Consider the following 21,382-nt stretch of genomic DNA (forward strand, 5'->3'; position numbering starts at 1 on the left):
CGAGGTCCTCGGCGAGCCTACGCGCGATCCACGGTGTCTCCGACGTACCTTTGGCATCATGGCCACCCGTACGCCGAAAAGCGCATCGAAGGGGCCGGCGAAGCGGTCGACCTCGTCTCGCTCGACCCCCGCCAAGCGCGGGGCCTCGTCGACGGGGCGTCCCAGGGCGGCCTCCGGACGCAAGCCTTCGATGACCCACCAGGACCCGATCAGCTGGGTCTTCACGATGATAGGCAAGCTGATCGTCGGGCTGTGGATGCTGCTCGCCAACGGCATCGGCAGCACGGCCCGCGCGCTGGGCAAGAACGCCCGCGAGCTCGATCCCGCGCACCGGCGCGACGGGGTGGGCCTGACGGTGCTCGCCGGCGCGATCGTGCTGGCCGCCATGACGTGGCGCAACGCCGACGGGGCGGTCTCGGGCGTGGTGAACACGACCGTGCACGCCGTGTTCGGCTCGCTGGCGTGGGCGCTGCCGCTGCTGTTCGGGCTGCTGGCCTGGCGCTACCTGCGCCACCCCGACCAGAACGCCGACACCGGGCGCATGGTGATCGGATGGGCCGCGCTGATGGTCGGCGTCCTCGGCGTCATCCACGTGGCCAACGACACCCCCTACCCGGCCGGCGAGGGCCAGGGCATGGACAAGGTGTCGCAGGCCGGGGGCATGATCGGGTTCATCGTGTCGGCGCCGCCGATGAGCATCCTGCCGCCGTGGATCACGATCCCGCTGCTGCTGCTCCTGTCCGGGTTCGGGGTGCTGGTGATCACCGCCACCCCGGTGCACCGGATCCCGGAGCGGCTGACCGAGCTCAAGCACATGCTCTTCGAACGGCACGCCGAGCCCGAGTCGCGGCAGCCGGGCAAGAAGCGGGTCAGGACCTCGAAGAAGTCCGCCGAGGAGGGGCCCGACTCGGTCAAGCCGTACGACACGCCGGTCCTGTCGGACAAGAACGACAAGCGGCCCGAGCACTCGCCCGAGATCGTGCCCGGTCTGACGGACGAGGAGGAGACGCCCGCTCCCGAGGCCGAGAAGCGGCCTGAGCCGCCCCAGCCGACGCCCGCGCCCCGCAAGGTGGAGCAGCTCGTGCTGTCGCCGCAGGCGGGCCCGTACAGCCTGCCCGACCTGCAGTTCCTCAAGCAGGGCACGGCGCCCAAGCCGCAGACCAAGGCCAACACCACCGTGGTCAACGCGCTGACCAGCGTGCTGGAGCAGTTCACCATCGACGCGCAGGTGATCGGGTTCACCCGTGGCCCGACGGTGACCCGTTACGAGATCGAGCTCGGGCCCGCGGTCAAGGTGGAGAAGGTCACGGCGCTCACCAAGAACATCGCCTACGCCGTCAAGTCCGCCGACGTCCGGATCCTGTCGCCCATCCCGGGCAAGTCGGCGATCGGGGTCGAGATCCCGAACGCCGATAAGGACCTGGTGGCCCTGGGCGACGTGCTGCGCGCGCAGGTGGCGCAGGCCGACCACCACCCGATGATCGTCGGCCTGGGCAAGGACGTCGAGGGCCGCACCATCGTCGCGAACCTCGCCAAGATGCCCCACCTGCTCATCGCGGGCGCCACCGGCGCCGGTAAGTCGGTCTGCGTGAACGGGCTGATCACCAGCATCCTGATGCGGGCCACGCCCGACGAGGTGCGCATGGTGCTGGTCGACCCGAAGCGGGTCGAGCTCAGCGTGTACGAGGGCATCCCCCACCTGATCACGCCGATCATCACCAGCCCGAAGAAGGCCGCCGAAGCCCTCGAATGGGTCGTGGGCGAGATGGACCGGCGCTACGACGACCTGGCGGCGTCGGGGTTCAGGCACGTCGACGAGTTCAACAAGGCCGTGCGGGCGGGCAAGCTGCAGCCACCGCCCGGGAGCGAGCGGGTCTACCAGCCGTACCCGTACCTGCTGGTGATCGTGGACGAGCTGGCCGACCTCATGATGGTCGCCCCGCGCGACGTCGAGGACTCGATCGTGCGCATCACGCAGCTCGCCCGCGCGGCCGGCATCCACCTCGTGATCGCCACCCAGCGGCCCTCCGTCGACGTCGTCACCGGCCTGATCAAGGCGAACGTGCCGTCCAGGCTCGCGTTCGCGGTGTCGAGCCTGACCGACTCGCGGGTCATCCTCGACCAGCCGGGCGCCGACAAGCTGGTCGGCCAGGGTGACGCGCTGTTCCTGCCGATGGGCGCGAGCAAGCCCATCCGCATCCAGAACGCGTTCGTCTCCGAGAAGGAGATCGCCGAGATCGTCGGCCACTGCAAGACGCAGATGCAGGTCGAATACCGCGAGGACGTGTCCGCCGCGCCGGTCAAGCGGGAGATCGACGAGGACATCGGCGACGACCTCGACCTGCTGATCCAGGCCGCCGAGCTGATCGTGACCACCCAGTTCGGCTCGACCTCGATGCTGCAGCGCAAGCTGCGGGTCGGGTTCGCCAAGGCCGGGCGGCTGATGGACCTGCTGGAGAGCCGCAACGTGGTCGGCCCGAGCGAGGGATCCAAGGCCCGCGAGGTGATGGTCAAACCGGACGATCTACCGGGTTTGCTCGCCGACCTGCGTGGCGAATGACCCCAATGCGTGCCTGCCGGGTAGTAACTGGTTGAATATAAACCACTACCCATAGTGGTAGGCAGATGCAGGTGCCGTGGGGGAGGCGTTCGTTGTGCAGGAGCAGAGCATCGGGGCCATGCTGGCGGCGGCCAGGCAAACGGCCGGGCTGACCGTCGAGCAGGTCAGCGCGGCGACCAGGATCCGCGAGGCGATCATCCATGGCCTGGAGCAGGATGATGGCAGCCAGTGCAATGGCGACTTCTACACCAGGGGGCACGTCAAAGCGGTGGCGAAGGCGGTGGGGCTCGACCCGGAGGCCACCGTCCATCTCTACGACCAGCAGCACGGCGGGGCGCCCAGGCCGGTCGCGGCCTCGGCCGTGTTCCAGGCCGACAAGAAGATCAACGTTCCGGAGCGGCGGGGGCCGAACTGGACGATGGCACTCGGGGTCGCGCTGGCGATCGTGGTCGTCTTCGGCATGATGCGGGTGCTGGGCGGCGCGAGCGACCAGGTGCGGACGGCCGACGTGCAGGTGGCCTCGGCCCGGCCCAAGGTCCCGCCGAACATGCCCATCGAGCAGCCCAACGCCGCGGCGGCCAAGGCGGTCAAACGCATGGTGACCGTCGAGATCAAGGCGAAGCGGTCGTCGTACGTCCAGGCTCACGACGCCATGGGGCGCAAGCTGTTCTCGGGGACGCTGAAGGCCGGAAAGTCCGACACGTGGAGCGCGGAAGACAAGGTCAACGTGCTGCTAGCGGACGCGTCGGCCGTTACGCTCCAGGTCAACGGCAAGAAAGTGAAGCTGGACGCGGGCAGGGGGGAGCTGGTGCGGCGCTCGTTCGGGCCGCCCAAAACAGCCGCGCGATAGTCATCTGGCGGGAGCCGGTGCATCGGGTGGTGGCCAACTCCCGATACCGTAGTGTTCACCATGTCATCCCGCCGAACCGCATCGCTGATCACTCTGGGCTGCGCCCGCAACGAGGTCGACTCCGAGGAGCTGGCCGCGCGACTTGAGGCTGCCGGTTGGCAGCTGGGCGACGACGACCCCGATGTCGTCGTCGTCAACACGTGTGGCTTCATCGACTCGGCCAAGAAAGACTCCATCGACACGCTGCTGGCCGCCGCCGACACCGGCGCGAAGGTGGTCGCAGCGGGCTGTATGGCCGAGCGCTACGGCAACGAGTTGGCCGAGGCGCTGCCCGAGGCCAGCGCGGTCATCTCCTTCGACGACTACACGGAGATCGGCGGCCGCCTCGACGACGTGCTCGCCGGGCGGCCGCTCAAGCCGCACACGCCACGTGACCGCCGCACCCTGCTACCCATCTCGCCGGTGGACCGTGCCAGCGCGCCCAAGGCCAACATCCCCGGTCACGGCGACCTGCCCGACGGGCTGGCGCCCGCGAGCGGCCCGCGCGTGCTGCGCAAGCGCCTCGACGAGAGCCCGGTGGCCTCGCTCAAGCTGGCCTCCGGCTGCGACCGGCGCTGCACGTTCTGCGCCATCCCGGCCTTCCGCGGCTCCTACGTCTCGCGCCGGCCCGACGAGCTGCTGGCCGAGGCCGACTGGCTGGCTCACCGGGGCGTGCGCGAGCTCGTCCTGGTCAGCGAGAACTCCACCTCCTACGGCAAGGATCTCGGCGACCTGCGGGCGCTGGAGAAGCTGCTGCCCGAGCTGGCGGCGGTCGAGGGCGTCTCCCGGGTGCGGGTCAGCTACCTGCAGCCCGCCGAGCTGCGCCCGGGGCTGATCGACGTGATCACGGGCACCGAGGGGATCGCCGCCTACTTCGACCTGTCCTTCCAGCACGCGAGCGGCACCGTGTTGCGCCGGATGCGCCGCTTCGGCGACCCCGAGCGCTTCCTCGGGCTGCTCGAGACCATCCGCGAGCGCGCCCCCGAGGCGGGCGTGCGCTCCAACTTCATCGTGGGCTTCCCCGGCGAGACCGAGGAGGAGTTCGGCGAGCTGGTGGGCTTCCTGGAGGCCGCCAGGCTCGATGTGATCGGCGTGTTCGGCTACTCCGACGAGGACGGCACGGAGGCCGCCGGGCTGCCGGGCAAGCTCGACCAGGAGGTCGTCGACGAGCGCGTGCGGGTGCTCACCGAGCTGGCCGAGGAGCTGACCGCCCAGCGCGCGGAGGAGCGCATCGGCACCGAGGTCGACGTGCTGATCGACGACGACCTGGGCGACGGCGGCTACGAGGGCCGGGCCGCCCACCAGGGCCCCGAGGTCGACGGCTCCGTCACGGTGCAGGGCATCGGCCTGGTCAAGGGGCAGATCGTGCGCGCGGTCGTGGTCGACTCCGAGGGGGTCGACCTGATCGCGCGTATCAAGGCCAGTCCATGAAAAGGGACGAGCGCCGCGTGGTAAGCCCGTGGAACATCGCCAACGTCCTCACGGTCCTCCGGTTGGTGCTCGTCCCCTTCTTCGTCGTCTGCCTGTTCCTGCCGGGCACGGGCTGGCGGGTGGCCGCGCTCGCGGTCTTCGCGGTCGCCTCGATCACCGACCACCTGGACGGCGAGCTGGCCAGGCGCTACGGCCTCATCACCGACTTCGGCAAGATCGCCGATCCGATCGCCGACAAGGCGCTCACCGGCGCGGCGCTGGTGAGCCTGTCCATACTCAACGAGCTGCCCTGGTGGGTCACGATCCCGATCCTCGGCAGGGAGATCGGCATCACGGTCCTCAGGTTCGTGCTGCTGCGGCGCGCGGTCATCCCGGCCAGCTACGGCGGCAAGGTCAAGACCGTGCTGCAGATCGCCGCGATCGTGCTCTACCTCCTGCCGTGGGTGCCGGGGCCCGTCCGGTGGGTGGTCATGGGGGCGGCACTCGTGGTCACCGTGGTCACCGGGGTCGACTACGTCATCAGGGCGGTGCGGCTGCGCAAGGTCGCGAAACAGGTGCGCGGGGAGTGATCGATGGCGGACGTGGCCGAGGTTCTGACGATGCTGGTGGGCCGGTCCGCCACGGTCGCGGTGGCCGAGTCGCTGACCGGCGGGCTCATCGGGGCCGCCATCACGTCGGTCTCGGGGTCGTCCAAGGCGTTCAGGGGCGGGGTCATCTCGTACGCCACCGATCTCAAGCACGAGCTGCTGGGGGTGCCGGGGGAGCTGCTGCGCCGCGAGGGGGCCGTACACCCTGAGGTGGCCGCGGCCATGGCGGCGGGGGTCGCGCGGCTGTGCGGGGCCACGTACGGGCTGGCCGTGACGGGGGTGGCCGGGCCGGAGCCGCAGGACGGCAGGCCCGTCGGCACCGTGTACGCGGCCGTCTGCGGGCCAGGGGGCAGGATTTGGGGGCGTGAATTGAGACTTAGCGGGTCGCGCGAACGTATCAGGGTAGAGACGGTGGACGAGGCAGTCGATCTACTGTCAGGTGTGCTGAAGGCTAACGTAGGGGAACATTCCGGGTGATTACCGTGTTACGTCCCGAGCGAACATGCCAAGCACGGTCTGACGCGGTGTCGGTGGATACGGGTACGGTGGAGCTGTGAGTGAGGTCCGTGAGCCAACTGCAAACCCCGAGCGCCCGGCCGGCGGGCCTGAAGAGTCGCGAGCGGCAGTCCAGGGTCGGCGACGCCCGATGATGACGGCGAGGAGTATGTACGAAGCTAAGAAGACCAAAGTGCGGCACGATCCGATCGCGCGGGGCGTGGTGAAGTCATCGTCCGCGCCGGGGAGGGAGCGACAGATGATTCTGCTGCGTCAGCTGCTCGGCGACGTGCTGAGGCGGTTGAGGGTGCGGCAAGGACGCACGCTACGCGAGGTGTCCACCCAGGCACGTGTCTCGCTCGGCTACTTGTCCGAGGTCGAGCGCGGCCAGAAGGAGGCCTCGTCGGAGTTGCTGGCGTCCATTTGCGGCGCACTCGAAGTGCCCCTTTCGCAGGTGCTGCGTGAGGTTTCCGACCAGTTCTCGCTGGCGGAGCTCCAGGCTGCCCCTGTGCTGGCCGACGTGCCCGATCGCGAACGCCTGCCCCTTACGGAGACGGTCCCCGGGTCGATTTCCGACTCCGTGTTCCCCGAAGTCAAGGACATGGTGGCTGCCTAAGCCGGTTGGCAGCCAGCACACCACAGGATCAGCCGTTCCTGTGGCTGCGCCCCCATCTCCCCACGGCTGATGCGGGTGCCGCATCGGCGACAGGGCCTCCCCGCCCTGCCGTAGACCCACGTCTGGTGCGCCGGGCGGCGATCACCTGTGGTCACCGTGCCCGCATGATTCTTGTTCGCGTCCAGCAACCGCTGGGCCAGTGACACGAGCCCGACGAGATCCTCGATCTCCCCGACCTTCTTCCACGGCCAGATCCCGCGCAGGAAAAGGGTCTCGGCGCGATAGATCGTGCCGACCCCCGCCAGGTTGCGCTGATCGAGCAGCGCCTCCCCGATGGTCCTGTCGGGTGCCGCTCGCAGCCTTCGCACGGCCTCATCCGGGTCCCACTCCGGGCCGAGCAGATCCGGCCCCAGATGGCCGACGAGCCGCCCCTCCTCGCCTGTCCTGACGAGATCCACCATTCCCAGCCTGACCCCCACGGCCTGCCACCGCTGGTTGGCCAGCACCAGCCTGACCTGGTCGCCCGGCGCGGTCCGGCGTCCCGCCGCCATGACCTGCCAGCTCCCGTCCATGCGCAGATGGGTGTGCACGGTCAGGTCGCCTTCGACGCGGGTGAGCAGGTGCTTGCCCCTGGAGACCGTGGTGATGACCGCGCGGCCGGTCAGGTCGGCCGTGGCGTGCCTGGGGACGCGGAAGTCCGACCTGGTGAGCACCTGGCCGTCCAGCGCCCCACGCAGCTTCGCCGCCGTGCGGTAGACGGCGTCTCCTTCGGGCATCCCTCCAGTCTAAGAACGCGTTCCCGTCCCGTGCGCGGCCACCCAGTCGTCCACCAGCGCGCACAACTGGTCCAGAGCCTCCTCCGCCCGTTCGCGCTCGCCGGTCGTGAGGAAGTCGATCTGCAGCCCGGTGTACGCCGAGTTGGCCAGGGTGGAGATCCGCAGCGCGTCGGCCTCCGGGACGCCTCGATCGCGCAGCAGGCCCGCCACGAACTCCGACCGGTCCGCCAGCAGCCGGGGCACGGGCCCCGGGAGCCGGCCGCCGGCCGCCAGCCCCTCGATCTCGTGGATCAGGCGGGCGACCGGCAGGTTCTCCTCCCGCGCCTGCCAGTCCCAGGTGCGGCGGATGATCGTGCCCACGCTGTCGGGGCCCGACCAGCCCGGCAGCGCGCGCAGCCATTCGCGGTGCCGCTCGTCCAGGCGCTCCATGGTGGCCGAGAGCAGCGCCTCCTTGTCAGAGAAGTGGTGGGTCAGCACGCGGGTGGACTTGCCCAGGTGCTCGGCCAGCGGGCGCATCGACAGGGTCGAGAGGCCGTGTTCGGCCAGGTAGTCGACGATCTGGTCGAGCAGTTCGGCCCGGCGGCGCGGGTCGGCGGTCCTGGCCATCGGCGAAATCCCTTTGAGGTCGTGGGGGTTACGACTGTTACCCTATCGGGGAAACGACCGTTACCGCAGACCCGGCTGCTCGCCCTGGCCGGCCCGGCCGGGCCGCAGGCGCTGGCGCTCAACAGCAGCGCCGTATACGTCGGGGTCGCCGGCGGTGGCGCGGTCGGCGGGCCCGTACTGGAGAGCCGCGGAAGTGGCCTGCTGCCCCTGGCGGCGGCCGTCGTCGAGCTGGTGGCCCTCGCGCTCTTCTGGGCGGCGGCGAACAAGGCGCGTTCCAAGGAGTCGCCCCCGCTTCACGCGGGCGGTTGATGATCGGGAAAGGCTGCGTCGGGCGGAGAGGGAGACCATAATGACGGGCGAGGAGTAGGCCTGGCGGAAGGCTGACCGGGGCATGCCGGAGATCACAGGTTTACGCGGGGGCGACCCCGCCGAGATCGGCGGATATCGGCTGATGGGCCGCCTGAGCTCCAGCGTGTACGCCGGACGGTCCCGCTCCGGCGAACCCGTGGCCGTCAGGCTGCTGCCGACGGAGATGGAGCCTGAGCCCTTCCTGCTGGCCATGGAGCGGCTGCAGGGCGTCTCCGCCGTCACCACCGCGCAGATCCTGGCCACCGGCCTGCTGGGCGAGCAGGCGTACGTCGTCAGCGAATACGTCGAAGGCCCCGCGCTCGAAGAGGCCGGGGGGAGCCTGAGCGAGGTGGGGCTCCACCGGCTCGCGGTCGGCACCATCACGGCGCTGGTCGCGATCCATCAGGCTGGGCTCGTGCACGGCGACATCCGGCCCGGCAACGTGCTGCTCGGCCCGGACGGGCCGCGGGTGATCAACACGGGCCTCGAGCAGGCGATGACCGAGGCGGCCATCTCCACCCGCAAGGTCGCCGTGCCCGCCTACACCGCGCCCGAGCGGCTGCGGGGGGCCGGGGCCGAGCCGCCCGCGGACGTGTTCTCCTGGGCGGCCACCATGGTGTTCGCCGCGACAGGGGCGGCCCCGTTCGACGGCGGCTCCATGGCCGCGACGGTCGATCGGATCGTCCACGACGCGCCCACGCTGCCCGGCAACCTGGGCGAGCTGCACGGACTGATCGTGGCGTGCCTGGACAAGGAGCCGGCCCGGCGGCCCGGCGCCAGCGAGGTGCTGTTACGGCTGGTGGGCCAGACGTTGTTCCTGACCGGGCAGGTGGCGCCGCCCGTCCCGCAGCCGCCGCCCCCCGTCCCGCCGCTCGCGGTGGCCGGGCAGGAGACGAGGCCGCCGAGCCGCAGGGGCCGCGGACTGGCGGCGCTGGCCGCGGCGTTCGCGGCCGGGGCGCTGGTCTCCGGAGCCTCCGTGTACGTGCTGGTCGACGAGCCGGCGCCGGTCAGGACGGTCGCCGCCGCCACACCCGCGCCGAGCACCACGCCCACCGTCACCTCCTCGCTGACGCAGGTGCCGGTGGAGAAGGTGGAGGCGAAGGCCGCCACCGACACCAAGCTCCCGGTGGTCGGCGCGACCCTGCACGAGAACCCCAAGGACCCCGTCAGGCTGGCGGCCTATCTGGAGGTCGCCGGCAAGTACACCAGCTACGTCAGGGACAGATCGGGCGCCTTCAAGGCCGTCGGCATGGCGGAGGAGCCGATGGTCTCGCCCGACGGCGACTGGGTCGCGCTCAACCCGTGGCTGAAGTTCCAGAACGCCGAGATGGACCAGGTGAAGTTCACCAGGCTGTCCACGGGTGAGAGCTTCACCGTCGCCACGGTCAAGAAGCCCCTGCAGACCATGATCCCGGCCTGGTCGCGCGACGGGCGCAGGCTGCTGCTCTCGGTCGTCGACAACGGCAAGCCGCAGCGGATCGTGGGCTTCGTCCTGGTCGACGTGGCCGCCAGGAAGGCCGTGCACGTCGAGACGGCCTTCACCGACAACGCCTCGCTCAGCTTCACCTTCACCCCCGACGGCAGGATCGCCAAGGCCTACTTCGACGGCAAGACGAACGGGATCGACTTCTACAGCGACTCGGGCCAGGTGATCAAGTCGATGCACTGGGTGGGCCTGCCGCGTGACCGCGACTGGTACTCGCCGTCGGGCAAGCAGTTCGTCACCGTCTGCCCGGGCGGCCGCAAGGACCTGTGCGTCTGGAACGCCGTTACCGGCGACAGGCTGAAAACGGTGCCCCTCGCCGACTCGGAGGGCAACCTGCTCGGCTGGTTCGACGAGTCGCACCTGCTGGTGCAGGAGCCGGGCAAGAAGAAGGGCACGGCCCAGGTCAAGATCATCGACCTGGTCGGCAAGACCGTCCGCGTGCTCGCCGACGTGAACCCGCGCAAGGCCTCGTTGCAGTTCGCCGCCGTGCCGCGATGATGAGAGCGCTGACCGCCGGCGACCCCGCTCAGGTGGGCGGGTACCGCATCGTGGGCCGGCTCGGCGAGGGCGGCCAGGGGGTGGTCTACCTCGGCGAGGCACCCGACGGACGGCGGGTCGCGGTCAAGATGCTGGGGACCGGGCTGGACGCCCCCGACGCGCGGACGCGCTTCCGGCAGGAGATCGGGTACGCGCGCCGGGTCAAGGCGTTCTGCACGGCCCAGGTGCTGGCCAGCGGTGAGCTGGACGGCCTCCCGTACGTGGTGAGCGAGTTCGTCGACGGGCCCTCGCTGGCGGAGGTGATCCGGGAACGCGGCACGTTGCGCGGAGCGGAGCTGCGCAGGCTCGCCATCGGCACGCTGACCGCGCTGTCGGCCATCCACCAGGCGGGCGTGGTGCACAGGGACTTCAAGCCCGGCAACGTGCTGCTCAGCAGGGACGGGCCGCGGGTGATCGACTTCGGCATCTCCAGGGCGCTGGAGGAGTCGGAGTCCGAGGGAGACCACCTGGTGGGGACGCCCCCGTACATGGCTCCCGAGCAGTTCGGCGGGCGGCCGGCGGGGCCGCGGGCCGACATGTTCGCCTGGGCCGCGACCATGGTGGCCGCCGCGACGGGCACCCCGCCGTTCGGGACGGGCGACGTGCCCGCGCTGATCAACCGGATCCTGTACGCCGAGCCCGGGCTGGGCGGACTCGACGACGAGCTGCGGGATCTGGTGGCCCGGTGCCTGGCCAAGGACCCGGAGGTCCGCCCCACCGCGGCGCGGGCGCTGCTCGGCCTGCTCGGCCACCACGTGCCGGAGCAGCGGCTCCTGGCCGAAGGTCAGCAGTCCGCGACGCCGCCCCCCGGTCGACCTCCGGGCCCCGGCCGCCGGTGGTGGCTCGCCGCCGGGGCCGTGACGGCCGCGCTGGCCGTGACGGCGGCCGTGCTGCTCACCCGGTCCGCCCCGGCGCCCGGCGCGCGCACCCCTGCCTCCTCCGCCGCGCCCGTGCCCGCCCCGCGGGACGGGCGGATGGCGCTCACCTCGACGGCGGAGTCGAAGATCCCGGATACCAGGATCACGCTGTACGAGAACGCGGCCGACCCGGTCTGGGTGTCCTCGTACCACGACCAGCGCGACGGCACCGGCTACCCGTCGTATGTGCGGGACGCGGTCACCGGGAGGTTCGGGTACTTCGGGGGATTCGAGGAGCCGATCGTCTCGCCGGGCGGCGGCTACGTGGCCTCGCTCTCGGCCACCCGCCTGCGCAAGCCGGACTTCGAGACCGTCCTGATACGCGAGCGCGCCACCGGCCAGGACCGGCACGTCCGTACCGTCGACAAGCCCGACACGCTGTTCCACCCGAGCTGGTCGGCCGACGGGCGGCGGTGGCTGGCCACCGTCGTCGAGGATCGCGAGCAGGACCGCGTCGTGGGCTTCGCGATCGTGGACCCGGTCGCGGGCAGCGTCAAGGTCACCAAGGTCGTCGGCGGGAGCGAGGTCAGGTTCGGGTGGGGCGCCGATGACAGGAGCGTGGTCTACGGGATGCCCGGCGGGGCCGTGCGGGTGCTGGACCTCGACGGCAGGCCGGTGCGGACGTTCACGGGGGTGGGCGAGCTGTACGCGGGCGGCGTGGCCGGCACCACGCTGGGGTCAGTCTTCGCCACAAAATGTCCCAAAATTTCGGTAAATGTCTGTTTTTGGGACGCGGAGAGCGGCGGCAGAAAGGGCGAGGCCCGGCTGCCGGCGGGCGGCGGCTACCACGGGTGGCTCGATGACGCCCACTTCCTGGCCACCGTGCCCGACGGCAAGAACACCGACGTGGTCCTCGCGGACGCCACCGGCCGCACCGTGCGGCGGCTGGCCATCGGGCCCAAGAGGGAGATCGCCAGGGTGGTGCTCTGGTTCACCCGGAAGTGATCAGTCCCAGGCGGCCGGGTCGGCCGCGAGCTGGCGGACGCGCTCGGGCAGCGCCCCGGAGGCGACCTGATCGAGCGTCACTTCCTCCAGGATGGCGCGCTCGGTGGCGCGCAACGCGATCCACACCTGCTGCAACGACTCGGCGGGCCCCCGGTAGCCGACATGCTCGGGCCGCTCACCGCGTACGTTGGCCAGCGGGCCGTCCACGGCCCTGATCACATCGGCCAGCGAGATGTCAGTGGCGGGCCTGGCCAGCACGTAACCACCCTCAGGCCCACGCTGCCCGCGCACGAGCCCGGCACGCCGCATCTGCAACAGGATGTTCTCCAGGTATTTGGGCGGCATGTCCTGTTCCTTGGCGAGCTCGCCCACGGTAGTCGGGCCTGCACCGGCTGCGGCGAGTTCGGCGGCGGCGCGGAGGGCGTAGTCGACACGAGCGGAAAGGCGCATGTTCTCGATTATCCCCCCTGGTGAACGCGGTTGGTGCGCTCGTGTCCTGGTTGGGAGGGTGCCGGGTGTGCCCTACCTGCGATCGGACAACAGTATGCGTCTTGGTAGATCTCGCAGCAGGTCCGTCAGAAGTCGCGTTCGGCGACCTGGAGCACGGTCAGGCCGAGCCTCCTCCACATGGCCACCACGGTCGGCCGGTCGTCGATCACCCCGAACACCTCCTGGTCGGCGAATTGCTCCTGGTAGATCTCTCGTTTGACCGCCGTGTCGGGCCGGTTGTCCCGGTCGCCGCGCATCCACAGTCCTTCGAGGTCGCCGCCGACGTGCCGGGCGAGCCACCTCTCGGTCTGACGGCGGCACTGCTCTTTCCGGCCGGACACGTAGGCGATGCGGTGGCCGTCTCGGAGGAGGGCCTGGACTATCGCCACGACGGGAGGGTTCGGCCGGTCTTCGCCTACCCGGTTCCAGTCGTACGGGCCTCGGGCCCCTCGCAAGGCCACGGTGCCGTCGATGTCCACGATCCACAGCTTCGAGTCGGTCAACGGCTCTCCTTCGGCGTGAGCGGCTCAGGCCACTCGGCGACGAGGGACGGCAGCGGCGGGATCGTCGCGGCCAGCCATCCGCCGGGTTCGGCGGTGAAGTGCGGGGCCGGCTCGGACAGCCAGCGCGAGCGTAACGCCCTGCTCGTCATCTGGTTCCCGGTGTGGCGTTCGGTCCAGGTGACGTCCTGCTCTTCCGTGTGCCGGACGCACACCCGCCCTCGTTTCGCGCCGGCCGGGTAGTCGTTCCAGTTGATGCCGTGCTCGCTCCACAGCATCTCCTGCATGGTGCCGGTGGAGACGCCGTGGAGTCGCTTGTGGGAGAACTTCGCCTGCGCGGCCATGGTGATGCTGTTGCGAACGCAGTCCCGCTGCCGCCACAGGAAGTAGTTCGCGACCTCGACCGGGTCGGGGATGGTGAACACGCGGGCGTCGAAGGTGGCGTGGGCGTCGTCATGGCGTACGCCGTAGGCGCGGTTGAACGCCACGGTCGCGGTCGACGCGGCGATGGATGCGATCTTCTGGACCACCCCGCCGAACCACGGCTGCGTTCCGTGCGATTCGAAGTCCGTCAACAGCACTGAGCATTCGTCCGACTGGGTGAACGCGAACGCCGCCCCCGACATCTCGTTGCACAGCGCCTCGGCCACGGCGTCCATGGCGGCCATCACCGCCTCGTCGAACGGCTTGCCGGCGTCCCTCAGGAACGAGTGGAAGGCTCTCCCGTCCACCCTGACCAGGCAGTGGGTTCGTCTCGGCAGGATCGTCCTCGTGGCGGCCTCGTACGCCTTCATGCGGTCGCCGAGAGCGGTCTTGTCACTCACTTCCAGGCTCCTCTGTGGTGTCCAGAGTGGCGAGGGTATCGCGGGCCTGATCTACGGCCTGGGCGCGATCCGAATGCACGCGATGGTGAGAGCGCTAAACTTCCAACAACCTTTTCGATAACAGCGGTTCTCATGAGACGGCGGAATTCAGCGTGGAGCGACGCCCTGGTGTGCCCAGACTGCTCAGGGAGATCAACGACCGGGCCGCGCTGGACCTGTTGCTCGCCACAGGCCCCATGACCCGCGGCCAGATCGGCGATCTGACCGGCCTGTCCAAGGTCACGGCCTCGCAGACGCTGGCCAGGCTGGAGGAGCGCGGCCTGGTCGAGGTGGTCGGCGCCCAGGCCGGGGGGCGGGGGCCCAACGCGGCCCTCTACTCCGTGATCCCCTCCAGCGCGTACGTGGCCGGCCTGGAGGTCGGCCCCGAGCTGATCTCCACCGCGGTCGCCGACATCCACGGCCACACGATCGCCGAGGTCACGGTCGACCCCGGCGGCCACGGCGACCCCGTCTCGGCGGTCCACGGCGCGATCGTCAAGGCCTGCCGCAGCGCCAAGATCAGCCTGTCGAAGCTGCGCGGGGTCGTCATCGGCACGCCCGGCGTGGTCGATCCGCGCAGCGGCGACGTGCGCTTCTCGTTCGACCTGCCGGGCTGGCACGAGGGCATCCACGAGGCCCTGGCCGGCGACCTGCGGCGCGAGGTGACCATCGAGAACGACGTCAACCTCGCCGCCATCGCCGAGCGCGCCGACGGGGCGGCCAAGGGGCTCGACGACTTCGTCCTGCTGTGGTCGAGCCGCGGCCTGGGCCTGGCGATCATGCTCGGCGGCAAGCTGCACCGTGGCCGTTCCGGCAGCGCGGGCGAGATCGGCTACCTGCCGGTGCCCGGCGTGCCGCTGCCCGAGGACATCCGCACCGAGCCCGGGCGGCTGCCGTCGCTGGCGGGCGGCCTGCAGTCGCTGGTCAGCGCCGAGGCGGTGGCGGAGCTGGCCCAGACGTACGGGTTCGCGGCCGGCAGCGCGGGCGAGTGCGTCAAGGTCGCGATGGAGGCGGGCGCCGAGGGAGAGCCGCTGCTCGACGAGATCGCCAACCGGCTCGCCCTGGGCGTCGCCGCCGTGTGCGTGATCCTCGACCCTGGCCTGGTCGTGCTGGGCGGCGAGGTGGGCCACGCCGGCGGATCGGCGCTCACGTCCCGGGTGGAGGAGGCCGTGGCCAGCATCTGCCCGGTTCGCCCCCAGGTCGTCACCACGAAGGTGACCGACGCCAACCCGGTGCTGCGCGGCGCCGTGCTGGCCGCCCTCAACCGGGCCCGCGAGGAGCTGCTGGCGCCTTAGGCCGTGCGCGGCCCCTCGACCGGGCCCGCGAGGAGCTGCCGGCGCCTTAGGCCGGCGCCTCAGGCCGTGAGCAGCTCGATCGCGGCCTGGGCGTTGGCCCTGGCGGCCCCGTACGTCGCGATGTAGGCGGCGCTCTCGGGGCGCCACACGGGTAGCCCCATCTCGATCACCGTCGCGTCCGGGCGGGCCGCCACCAGCGCGGAGACCAGGTCCTGGCTCGCCTGGTGGCGGTGCGCGTCCTTGACCACCACGACCAGGGACCGGTTCACGGCCTTGGCCAGCAGGTCGGGGACGTCGGCGGCCGCGGGCTTGAGCCGGACGATCTCCGCGTCCGGCAGCCACGGGCCCACGCCCCACGGCACGTCGCCCACGGCGATCGTCGGCGGGGTGTCCACCTCGATCACCAGGGGCTCGACCAGGGGCTCCGTCGCTCCGGTCAGCCGCACGGCGCGGCGCGCGGCGTGCAGGCCGACCACGTTCTGCTCGGCGGCGACGGACGCGGGCGCCCCGAACCACGCCCGCAGCGCCGTCACCCGCGCCGCCGCCTCCTCCAGCCGGGAAAGCTGGAGGCGACCCTCGCGCACCGCGGAGACGATCTCCGCGATGATGGCCTGGACGTCGTCGTAGGTCGGCAGCGGCCCGAGGCACAGCAGGTCGGCCCCGGCCGCGAGCGTCAGCACCGCGCCGCCGGCCAGGCCCACGCTCCTGGTGATCGCCTGCATGTCGAGCGCGTCGGTGATGACCACGCCGTCGTAGCCGAGCTCGCCCCTGAGGAGCCCGGTGAGCGCGGCGCTGGACAGCGTGGCCGGCGTCTGGCCCGTCACCGCCGGCACCGCGACGTGCGCGGTCATCACCGACCTGGCCCCCGCGCCGACCGCCGCGCGGAACGGCGCCAGCTCCCGCTTCCGCAGCACGTCGAGGTCCACGTCCACGACCGGGATCGCCAGGTGGGAGTCCACCCGGGTCGCGCCGTGGCCGGGGAAGTGCTTGACGCAGGCGGCCACGTTCACCGACTGCAGGCCCTCCACAGCCGCCACCGTGTGCCTGGCGACCAGCTCCGGGTCGGGCCCGAACGACCTGGTGCCGATCACCGGGTTGTCGGCCTCGGTGTTGACGTCGGCGCTGGGCGCCATGTCCAGGTTGATGCCGCAGGCGGCCAGTTCCGAGCCGATCGCGCGGTAGACCCGGCGGGTCAGCTCGACGTCGTCCACCGCGCCGAGCGCCGCGTTCCCCGGGTACGGGCTGCCGACGTGGTACGCCAGCCGCGTCACGTCGCCGCCCTCCTCGTCCAGCGAGATGACGGGCTCACCGGCGCCCCGCAGCGCGGTGGTCAGGTCGCGTACCTGGCCGGGGTCGGCCACGTTGAAGCCGAAGAGCGTGACGCCGCCCAGACCCTGCTCCAGCTCGCGCAGCACCCATGCGGGCGCCACGGTGCCCTGGAAGGCGACGAGCAGCGTGCCGGCCGCGAGACGGCGCAGCCCCCGATCACTCTGACTCATGGCTCCTCATCTGTTTTCGGGCCCAGAAAATGAGCAGGGTCGAATAAGGCATTCGCCCCTGCGGATGTCAGCCCTTCACGGCCCCGGCGACCAGGCCGGAGACCATGCGGCGTTGTACGAGAAGGAAGAAGATGACGACCGGGACGGTCATCATCGTGGAGCTGGCCATGATGGCGCCCCAGTCGGTGCCCTTCTGCCCGAAGAAGTACTGCAGGGCGACGGGCATCGTGTATTTCAACGGGTCGTTGATCAGGTACAGCGCCATGATCAGCTCGTTCCACGCGGTGATGAACGAGAAGATGCTGGTCGCGACCAGCCCCGGGGCCACCAGTGGGAAGAGCACCTTCCAGAAGGTGGTGAACCGGCTCGCCCCGTCGATCCAGGCCGCCTCCTCCAGCGACTTGGGCACGGCGGCCACGAACGTGCGCAGCATCCAGATCCCGAACGGCAGCGTCAGCGCGACCTGCGTCACGATCAGACCGAGCAACTGGTCATAGAGGCCCAGCCGCTTGACGCCGAGGAACAGCGGGATGAGCAGCGCCTCGGCCGGGATCATCTGCGCGACGAGCAGCAGGGCCAGGAACGGCGTGCGGCCCTTGAACCGGAACCGGGCCACGGCGGTGGCCGACAGCAGCGCGAAGACCGCGCCGATCAGCACCGTCCCGAGCGCGACGATGGCGCTGTTGCGCATGTAGAGCCAGATCGAGTGCCCGGCCACGCCGTCGGTGAGCACCCGCGTGACGTGCTCGAAGGTGAAGTGCGTGGGGAACGGGATGAATTCGGTGGTGAAGATCTGGTCGTTCGCCTTGAAGCCGGTGGAGACCATCCAATAGACGGGGAAGACGGCGACCAGGAAGACCAGCGCGCCTGCCGCGTTGAGCGTGGCCTTGCCCAGGCGCCTGCGGGCCTGCGGGCTCTTCACAGCTCCTCCTGCTTGAACATCTGGCGGATGTAGGCCGCGGTGACGATGAGCAGGATCACGGTCAGGACCACCGCGATGGCCGCGCCCGATCCCATCTTCGGCGGGGCCTTGAACGCCTCGGTCACCGCGTACATCGACAGGTTGTAGGCCTCCCGGTTGGTGGTGCCGGCCAGCACGTACAGCTGGGAGAAGACCTTGAAGTCCCAGATGATCGAGAGCACGGTCAGCACCGCGAACACCGGCTTGAGCAGCGGGAAGGTGATCTTCCTGAACGTGCGCCAGGCGCCGGAGCCGTCCACCTTGGCCGCCTCGTACAGCTCGGCCGGGATGCCCTTGAGGCCGGCCAGCACCGAGACCGCGATGAACGGGAAGCCCGCCCAGACGACGCAGACGATCAGCGCCATGTAGATGGACCAGGCGTCGTTGAGCCACGGCACACCGGTCCAGTCGGCCCGTCCGAACAGGGCGTTGGAGAGCCCGTCGGGCAGCAGGTTGAGCGCCCAGTTGACGATGCCGGCCTCGGCGTCGAACAGCGAGCGCCAGATCATGCCCTGCGCCACCGGCGGGACTGCCCAGGCGAACATGATGCCGATGATGACGAACAGCGACATCTTCTTGCCGAGCCGGTGCAGCAGGACGCCGACGGCGGTGCCGAGGATCAGCGTGAGCGGCACCGCGATCACCGCGAACACGAGGGTGTTGCGCAGCGAGGACCAGAAGATGTCGTTCTCGAAGACCTTGGTGAAGTTCTCGAGCCCGACCCAGGTGGCGGGCTTCTTGCCCGAGATCTGGACGAGGCCCACCTTCTGGAAGGAGATGATCACCATCTGGATCAGGGGCCACAGGAGCAGCGCCCCGATGACCAGCAGTCCCGGGATCAGCAGGACGTAGGGGATGGACCAGGCGGGTAGCCCGCTGGCGCGCGGTGGACGGTGTGAGCGGCGCCGTCCCGGGGGGGAGGTGTTGCCTCCGCCCCGGGAGAGCGTTGACGTGTTCGTCATAGGTCTCAGGAGGCGTTGAGGATGTCTTCGAGTTCCTTGTTGGCCGCGGCCAGCGCGTCATCCGCGCTCGCCTTGCCCTCGATGACCTTGCGGGCCGCGTTCTGCAGCACCGCCTTGGTCTCGTTGGCCTCCGTCCACTGCGGGTCGGCGGGGAAGGCCTTGGCCTTGGCGAAGGCGGCGGCGAACGGCGCCTGCGCCGGGTCGCTGGACAGAGCGGCGAGGGCCTCGGGGTAGACGGGGAGCAGGCCGCCGTCGGTGGCGTACTTGACGCCCCACTGCTTGCCGGAGGCCAGCTTCACGAACTCCTTGGCCGCTTCCTTCTCCTTCGCGGTGCCCCAGACGGCGATGTCGTTGCCGCCCAGGAACGACTGCGCCTCGCCGCCGTCCTTCGCAGGGAGCGGGAAGAAGGCCAGCTTGTCACCCTTGAGTTTGCCCTTGCTGTCCTCCTCGATCCCCGGCAGGTCCCACGACGCGGTGAGGTACATGCCCACCTTGTTGTTGGCCATCCTGGTGCGGATCTCGGTGGTGTTCTGGTTGAGCCGCGACTTGCTGGACAGGCCGTCGGTGACCAGGCCGGTGTACTGCGCGAAGCCCGCCTTGAAGCCGGGGTCGGTCAGCTTGCCGACCCACTTGTCGCCCTCCTTGACGGCGTAGTCGCCGCCGGCGGTCCAGGCGAGGGCGCCGAGCAGGTGGTTGGCGTCGGAGCCGCCGTTGAAGGCGAAGCCGTCGACGTCCTTGCCCTTCTTGGCCTGGATCTTCTTGGCCGCGGCCACGAGTTCGTCCCAGGTCTTGGGGATCTCGATCTTGAGCTCCTTGAACCAGTCGGCGCGGTAGAGCACCGCCCGGCTGCCGCCGCCCCACGGCACGGCGTAGGTCTCGCCGTCGATGGTCTCCAGCCCCATGAGGTTCTTGGGGATCTGGGCCTGGTCGCCGGCGGCCACGATGTCGGTGATCGGCTCCAGGGCCTCCTGGCTCTGCCACAGCGGGACCTGGTCGTTGCCGATCTCTGTCACGTCGGGCCCGGCGCCGCCGGCGGCCGCGGCCGTGAACTTGTCGTTGACCTGCGGCCAGGGGATCCACTCGACGTTCACCTTGGCGCCGGTCTCCTTCTCGAACTCGGCGACCAACTCGTCGGTGTACTTCTGGGCGGCGGGGTTGGTGTCCCCGAGGCGCCAGAACGTCAGCGTCTTGCCGGCGTACTTGGGGCCGCTGCTTGCGGGTGCGGCGGCGCTGGGTGAGGACGAGGGGGTCTCGCTCGAGCCACAGGCGGCCAGACCCAGAGCCAGCGCGGCCGTGCTGACCGTAGCGGCTGTGATCTTCGCGATCCTCACAGGGTTCTCCCTTCCCGGGTGCCGGCCCACGGTCCGCACCAGGCTGATCGTCAAATGTCGAACAACGCTGCTAAACTAACAAGAAACTTTCTTAAAAGAAACGCCCGTTAGCCATTCGTGACGAGAGGGGTGCGGTAATGAGTCGAAGCCCGGGAGTCCCCCGGCTGCTGCGCAGGTTGAACGATCGCGCGGCACTCGAGCTCCTTCTGGTGGACGGTCCGCTCACCCGGGCCGAGCTGGGGGAACGGACCGGGCTCTCCAAGGTAACCGCAGGTCAGCTGCTGGCCCGCCTGGAGGAGCGAGGGCTGGTCGAGGTCGCGGGGGAGCGTGCCGGGGGCAGGGGGCCGCACGCCGCCCTGTACGCCGTGGTCCCCTCCAGCGCGTACGTCGCCGGGTTGGAGGTTCTGCCCGACAGCCTCAGGGTCGCTGTGGCGGACATCACAGGCAGGACGGTCGTCGAGATCACGCTCAACCCGTGCGACGGCCGCGACCCGGTCAAGGCGGTCCACGAGGCGGTGCAGCGCGCCTGCGACACGGCGAACGTCAGCCTGTCGCGGCTGCGCTCGTTCGTCATCGGCACCAGGGGCGTGGTCGATCCGGACACGGGCGACGTGCGCTGGTCGTACGACCTGCCGGCCTGGCACGTCGGCGTGCTGGCCAGCCTGCGCGAGACGCTGGGCGCGTCCGTCACCATCGAGAACGACGTCAACCTGGTCGCGCTCGCCGAGCACAAGCACGGCGCCGCCGTCGGCCACGACGACTTCGTGGTGATCTGGGCCGGCGTCGGCCAGGGCCTCGGCGTCATGCTGGGCGGCAGGCTGCACCGGGGCCTCAGCGGGGGAGCGGGCGAGATCGGCTGGCTGCCGGTCCCCGGCGAGCCGCTGCCGACGGACGTCTCGGAGCCGCAGTCGGGCTCGTTCCAGCGCCTGGTGGGCCACGACGCGCTGCGTGGCCTGGCCGACCGGCACGGCGTGACCGGCAGGACGGTGCCCGACCTGGTGCGCGGCGGCGACGAGGGCTACCTGGACGAGGTGGCCGGGCGGCTGGCCGTGGGCGCGGCGGCGGTGACCGTCGTGCTCGACCCCGGGCTGATCGTGCTCAGCGGCGACGTCGGCCGCGCGGGCGGCGCGCGGCTGGCCGCCAAGGTGCAGGAGGCGGTGGCCCGCATCTGCCCCAGCCGGCCCACCGTGGTGACGACCCGGGTGGCGGGCAACCCCGTGCTGCGCGGTGCTCTGGTTGCCGCCCTGGAGCAGGCCCGGGAGCAGGTCTTCTCCGATACTGTGTGAGAA

General features: G+C 70.5%; 20 protein-coding genes. 11 read left to right on the top strand and 9 right to left on the bottom strand.

Annotated features, from left to right (window positions below; translation table 11 throughout):
* Positions 1-58: 58 nt before the first annotated feature.
* The 6 genes from ABZS69_RS16930 (at position 59) to ABZS69_RS16955 (ending at position 6,578) form a co-directional block, all read left to right on the top strand.
* Positions 59-2,560 (top strand): DNA translocase FtsK 4TM domain-containing protein, encoded by a 2,502-nt coding sequence (locus tag ABZS69_RS16930; RefSeq protein ID WP_355372593.1) that lies wholly within the window; start codon positions 59-61, stop codon positions 2,558-2,560.
* Between the two features lie 94 nt (positions 2,561-2,654).
* Positions 2,655-3,410: a RodZ domain-containing protein gene (locus ABZS69_RS16935; RefSeq protein WP_355372596.1), complete on the top strand. Its 756-nt coding sequence runs from the start codon at positions 2,655-2,657 to the stop codon at positions 3,408-3,410.
* A gap of 60 nt (positions 3,411-3,470) precedes the next feature.
* Positions 3,471-4,880, top strand: coding sequence for a 30S ribosomal protein S12 methylthiotransferase RimO (rimO, locus tag ABZS69_RS16940; RefSeq protein ID WP_355372599.1), 1,410 nt, complete (start codon positions 3,471-3,473; stop codon positions 4,878-4,880).
* Complete coding sequence (pgsA, locus tag ABZS69_RS16945; RefSeq protein ID WP_355372602.1) at positions 4,877-5,449, top strand: CDP-diacylglycerol--glycerol-3-phosphate 3-phosphatidyltransferase; 573 nt, start codon at positions 4,877-4,879, stop codon at positions 5,447-5,449. The genes rimO and pgsA overlap by 4 nt, the downstream gene beginning before the upstream one ends.
* 3 nt (positions 5,450-5,452) lie before the next feature.
* Positions 5,453-5,944: a nicotinamide-nucleotide amidohydrolase family protein gene (locus ABZS69_RS16950; protein ID WP_355372605.1), complete on the top strand. Its 492-nt coding sequence runs from the start codon at positions 5,453-5,455 to the stop codon at positions 5,942-5,944.
* A 277-nt stretch (positions 5,945-6,221) separates the two neighbouring features.
* A complete protein-coding gene (locus ABZS69_RS16955; RefSeq protein ID WP_355372608.1) occupies positions 6,222-6,578 on the top strand; it encodes a helix-turn-helix transcriptional regulator in 357 nt (118 codons plus the stop codon).
* On the opposite strand, the gene ABZS69_RS16960 is transcribed toward ABZS69_RS16955, so the two are convergent.
* Positions 6,575-7,354 carry a DNA-formamidopyrimidine glycosylase family protein gene (locus ABZS69_RS16960; RefSeq protein WP_355372611.1) on the bottom strand — a complete coding sequence of 260 codons (780 nt, stop codon included), beginning with the start codon at positions 7,352-7,354 and terminating at the stop codon, positions 6,575-6,577. The two genes, ABZS69_RS16955 and ABZS69_RS16960, sit on opposite strands and share 4 nt — an antisense overlap.
* Before the next feature lie 9 nt (positions 7,355-7,363).
* Positions 7,364-7,960 (bottom strand): TetR/AcrR family transcriptional regulator, encoded by a 597-nt coding sequence (locus ABZS69_RS16965; protein WP_355372613.1) that lies wholly within the window; start codon positions 7,958-7,960, stop codon positions 7,364-7,366.
* Between the two features lie 21 nt (positions 7,961-7,981).
* Here ABZS69_RS16965 and ABZS69_RS16970 point away from each other — a divergent pair, with 21 nt between their 5' ends.
* The 3 genes from ABZS69_RS16970 to ABZS69_RS16980 all read left to right on the top strand — a co-directional run bounded on the left by ABZS69_RS16970 (position 7,982) and on the right by ABZS69_RS16980 (position 12,193).
* Positions 7,982-8,269 (top strand): hypothetical protein, encoded by a 288-nt coding sequence (locus ABZS69_RS16970; RefSeq protein ID WP_355372616.1) that lies wholly within the window; start codon positions 7,982-7,984, stop codon positions 8,267-8,269.
* Between the two features lie 82 nt (positions 8,270-8,351).
* On the top strand, positions 8,352-10,292 hold the full coding sequence (locus ABZS69_RS16975; RefSeq protein WP_355372619.1) for a serine/threonine-protein kinase: 1,941 nt from the start codon (positions 8,352-8,354) through the stop codon (positions 10,290-10,292).
* Positions 10,289-12,193, top strand: a complete 1,905-nt coding sequence (locus tag ABZS69_RS16980; RefSeq protein ID WP_355372621.1) for a serine/threonine-protein kinase — start codon at positions 10,289-10,291, stop codon at positions 12,191-12,193. Before ABZS69_RS16975 ends, ABZS69_RS16980 begins: the two co-directional genes overlap by 4 nt.
* On the opposite strand, the gene ABZS69_RS16985 is transcribed toward ABZS69_RS16980, so the two are convergent.
* From ABZS69_RS16985 to ABZS69_RS16995, 3 genes are all read right to left on the bottom strand, one after another.
* Positions 12,194-12,643, bottom strand: a complete 450-nt coding sequence (locus ABZS69_RS16985; protein ID WP_355372624.1) for an Rrf2 family transcriptional regulator — start codon at positions 12,641-12,643, stop codon at positions 12,194-12,196.
* 125 nt (positions 12,644-12,768) lie between these two features.
* Complete coding sequence (locus ABZS69_RS16990; protein WP_355372627.1) at positions 12,769-13,185, bottom strand: hypothetical protein; 417 nt, start codon at positions 13,183-13,185, stop codon at positions 12,769-12,771.
* On the bottom strand, positions 13,182-14,006 hold the full coding sequence (locus tag ABZS69_RS16995; RefSeq protein WP_355372630.1) for a tRNA(His) guanylyltransferase Thg1 family protein: 825 nt from the start codon (positions 14,004-14,006) through the stop codon (positions 13,182-13,184). Before ABZS69_RS16995 ends, ABZS69_RS16990 begins: the two co-directional genes overlap by 4 nt.
* A 152-nt stretch (positions 14,007-14,158) precedes the next feature.
* On the opposite strand from ABZS69_RS16995, the gene ABZS69_RS17000 reads away from it, so the two are divergent.
* Positions 14,159-15,340: an ROK family transcriptional regulator gene (locus ABZS69_RS17000; RefSeq protein ID WP_355372632.1), complete on the top strand. Its 1,182-nt coding sequence runs from the start codon at positions 14,159-14,161 to the stop codon at positions 15,338-15,340.
* Between the two features lie 59 nt (positions 15,341-15,399).
* Here the strand turns inward: ABZS69_RS17000 and ABZS69_RS17005 are convergent, their stop codons facing one another.
* From ABZS69_RS17005 to ABZS69_RS17020, 4 genes are all read right to left on the bottom strand, one after another.
* Entirely contained in the window at positions 15,400-16,839 is a 1,440-nt protein-coding gene (locus ABZS69_RS17005) for a glycoside hydrolase family 3 protein (protein ID WP_355372635.1), read from the bottom strand.
* A 67-nt stretch (positions 16,840-16,906) separates the two neighbouring features.
* Positions 16,907-17,761 carry a carbohydrate ABC transporter permease gene (locus ABZS69_RS17010; RefSeq protein WP_355372638.1) on the bottom strand — a complete coding sequence of 285 codons (855 nt, stop codon included), beginning with the start codon at positions 17,759-17,761 and terminating at the stop codon, positions 16,907-16,909.
* Positions 17,758-18,762 (bottom strand): sugar ABC transporter permease, encoded by a 1,005-nt coding sequence (locus ABZS69_RS17015; RefSeq protein ID WP_355372640.1) that lies wholly within the window; start codon positions 18,760-18,762, stop codon positions 17,758-17,760. Before ABZS69_RS17015 ends, ABZS69_RS17010 begins: the two co-directional genes overlap by 4 nt.
* Positions 18,763-18,767: 5 nt before the next feature.
* Positions 18,768-20,093, bottom strand: a complete 1,326-nt coding sequence (locus ABZS69_RS17020; RefSeq protein ID WP_355372642.1) for an extracellular solute-binding protein — start codon at positions 20,091-20,093, stop codon at positions 18,768-18,770.
* Between the two features lie 137 nt (positions 20,094-20,230).
* Between ABZS69_RS17020 and ABZS69_RS17025 the strand changes: the two genes are divergently transcribed.
* Positions 20,231-21,379, top strand: coding sequence for an ROK family transcriptional regulator (locus ABZS69_RS17025; RefSeq protein ID WP_355372644.1), 1,149 nt, complete (start codon positions 20,231-20,233; stop codon positions 21,377-21,379).
* The last annotated feature ends 3 nt before the right edge of the window (positions 21,380-21,382 follow it).

The sequence above is a fragment of the Nonomuraea sp. NPDC005650 genome (assembly GCF_040605375.1).
Taxonomy (GTDB): Bacteria; Actinomycetota; Actinomycetes; order Streptosporangiales; family Streptosporangiaceae; genus Nonomuraea.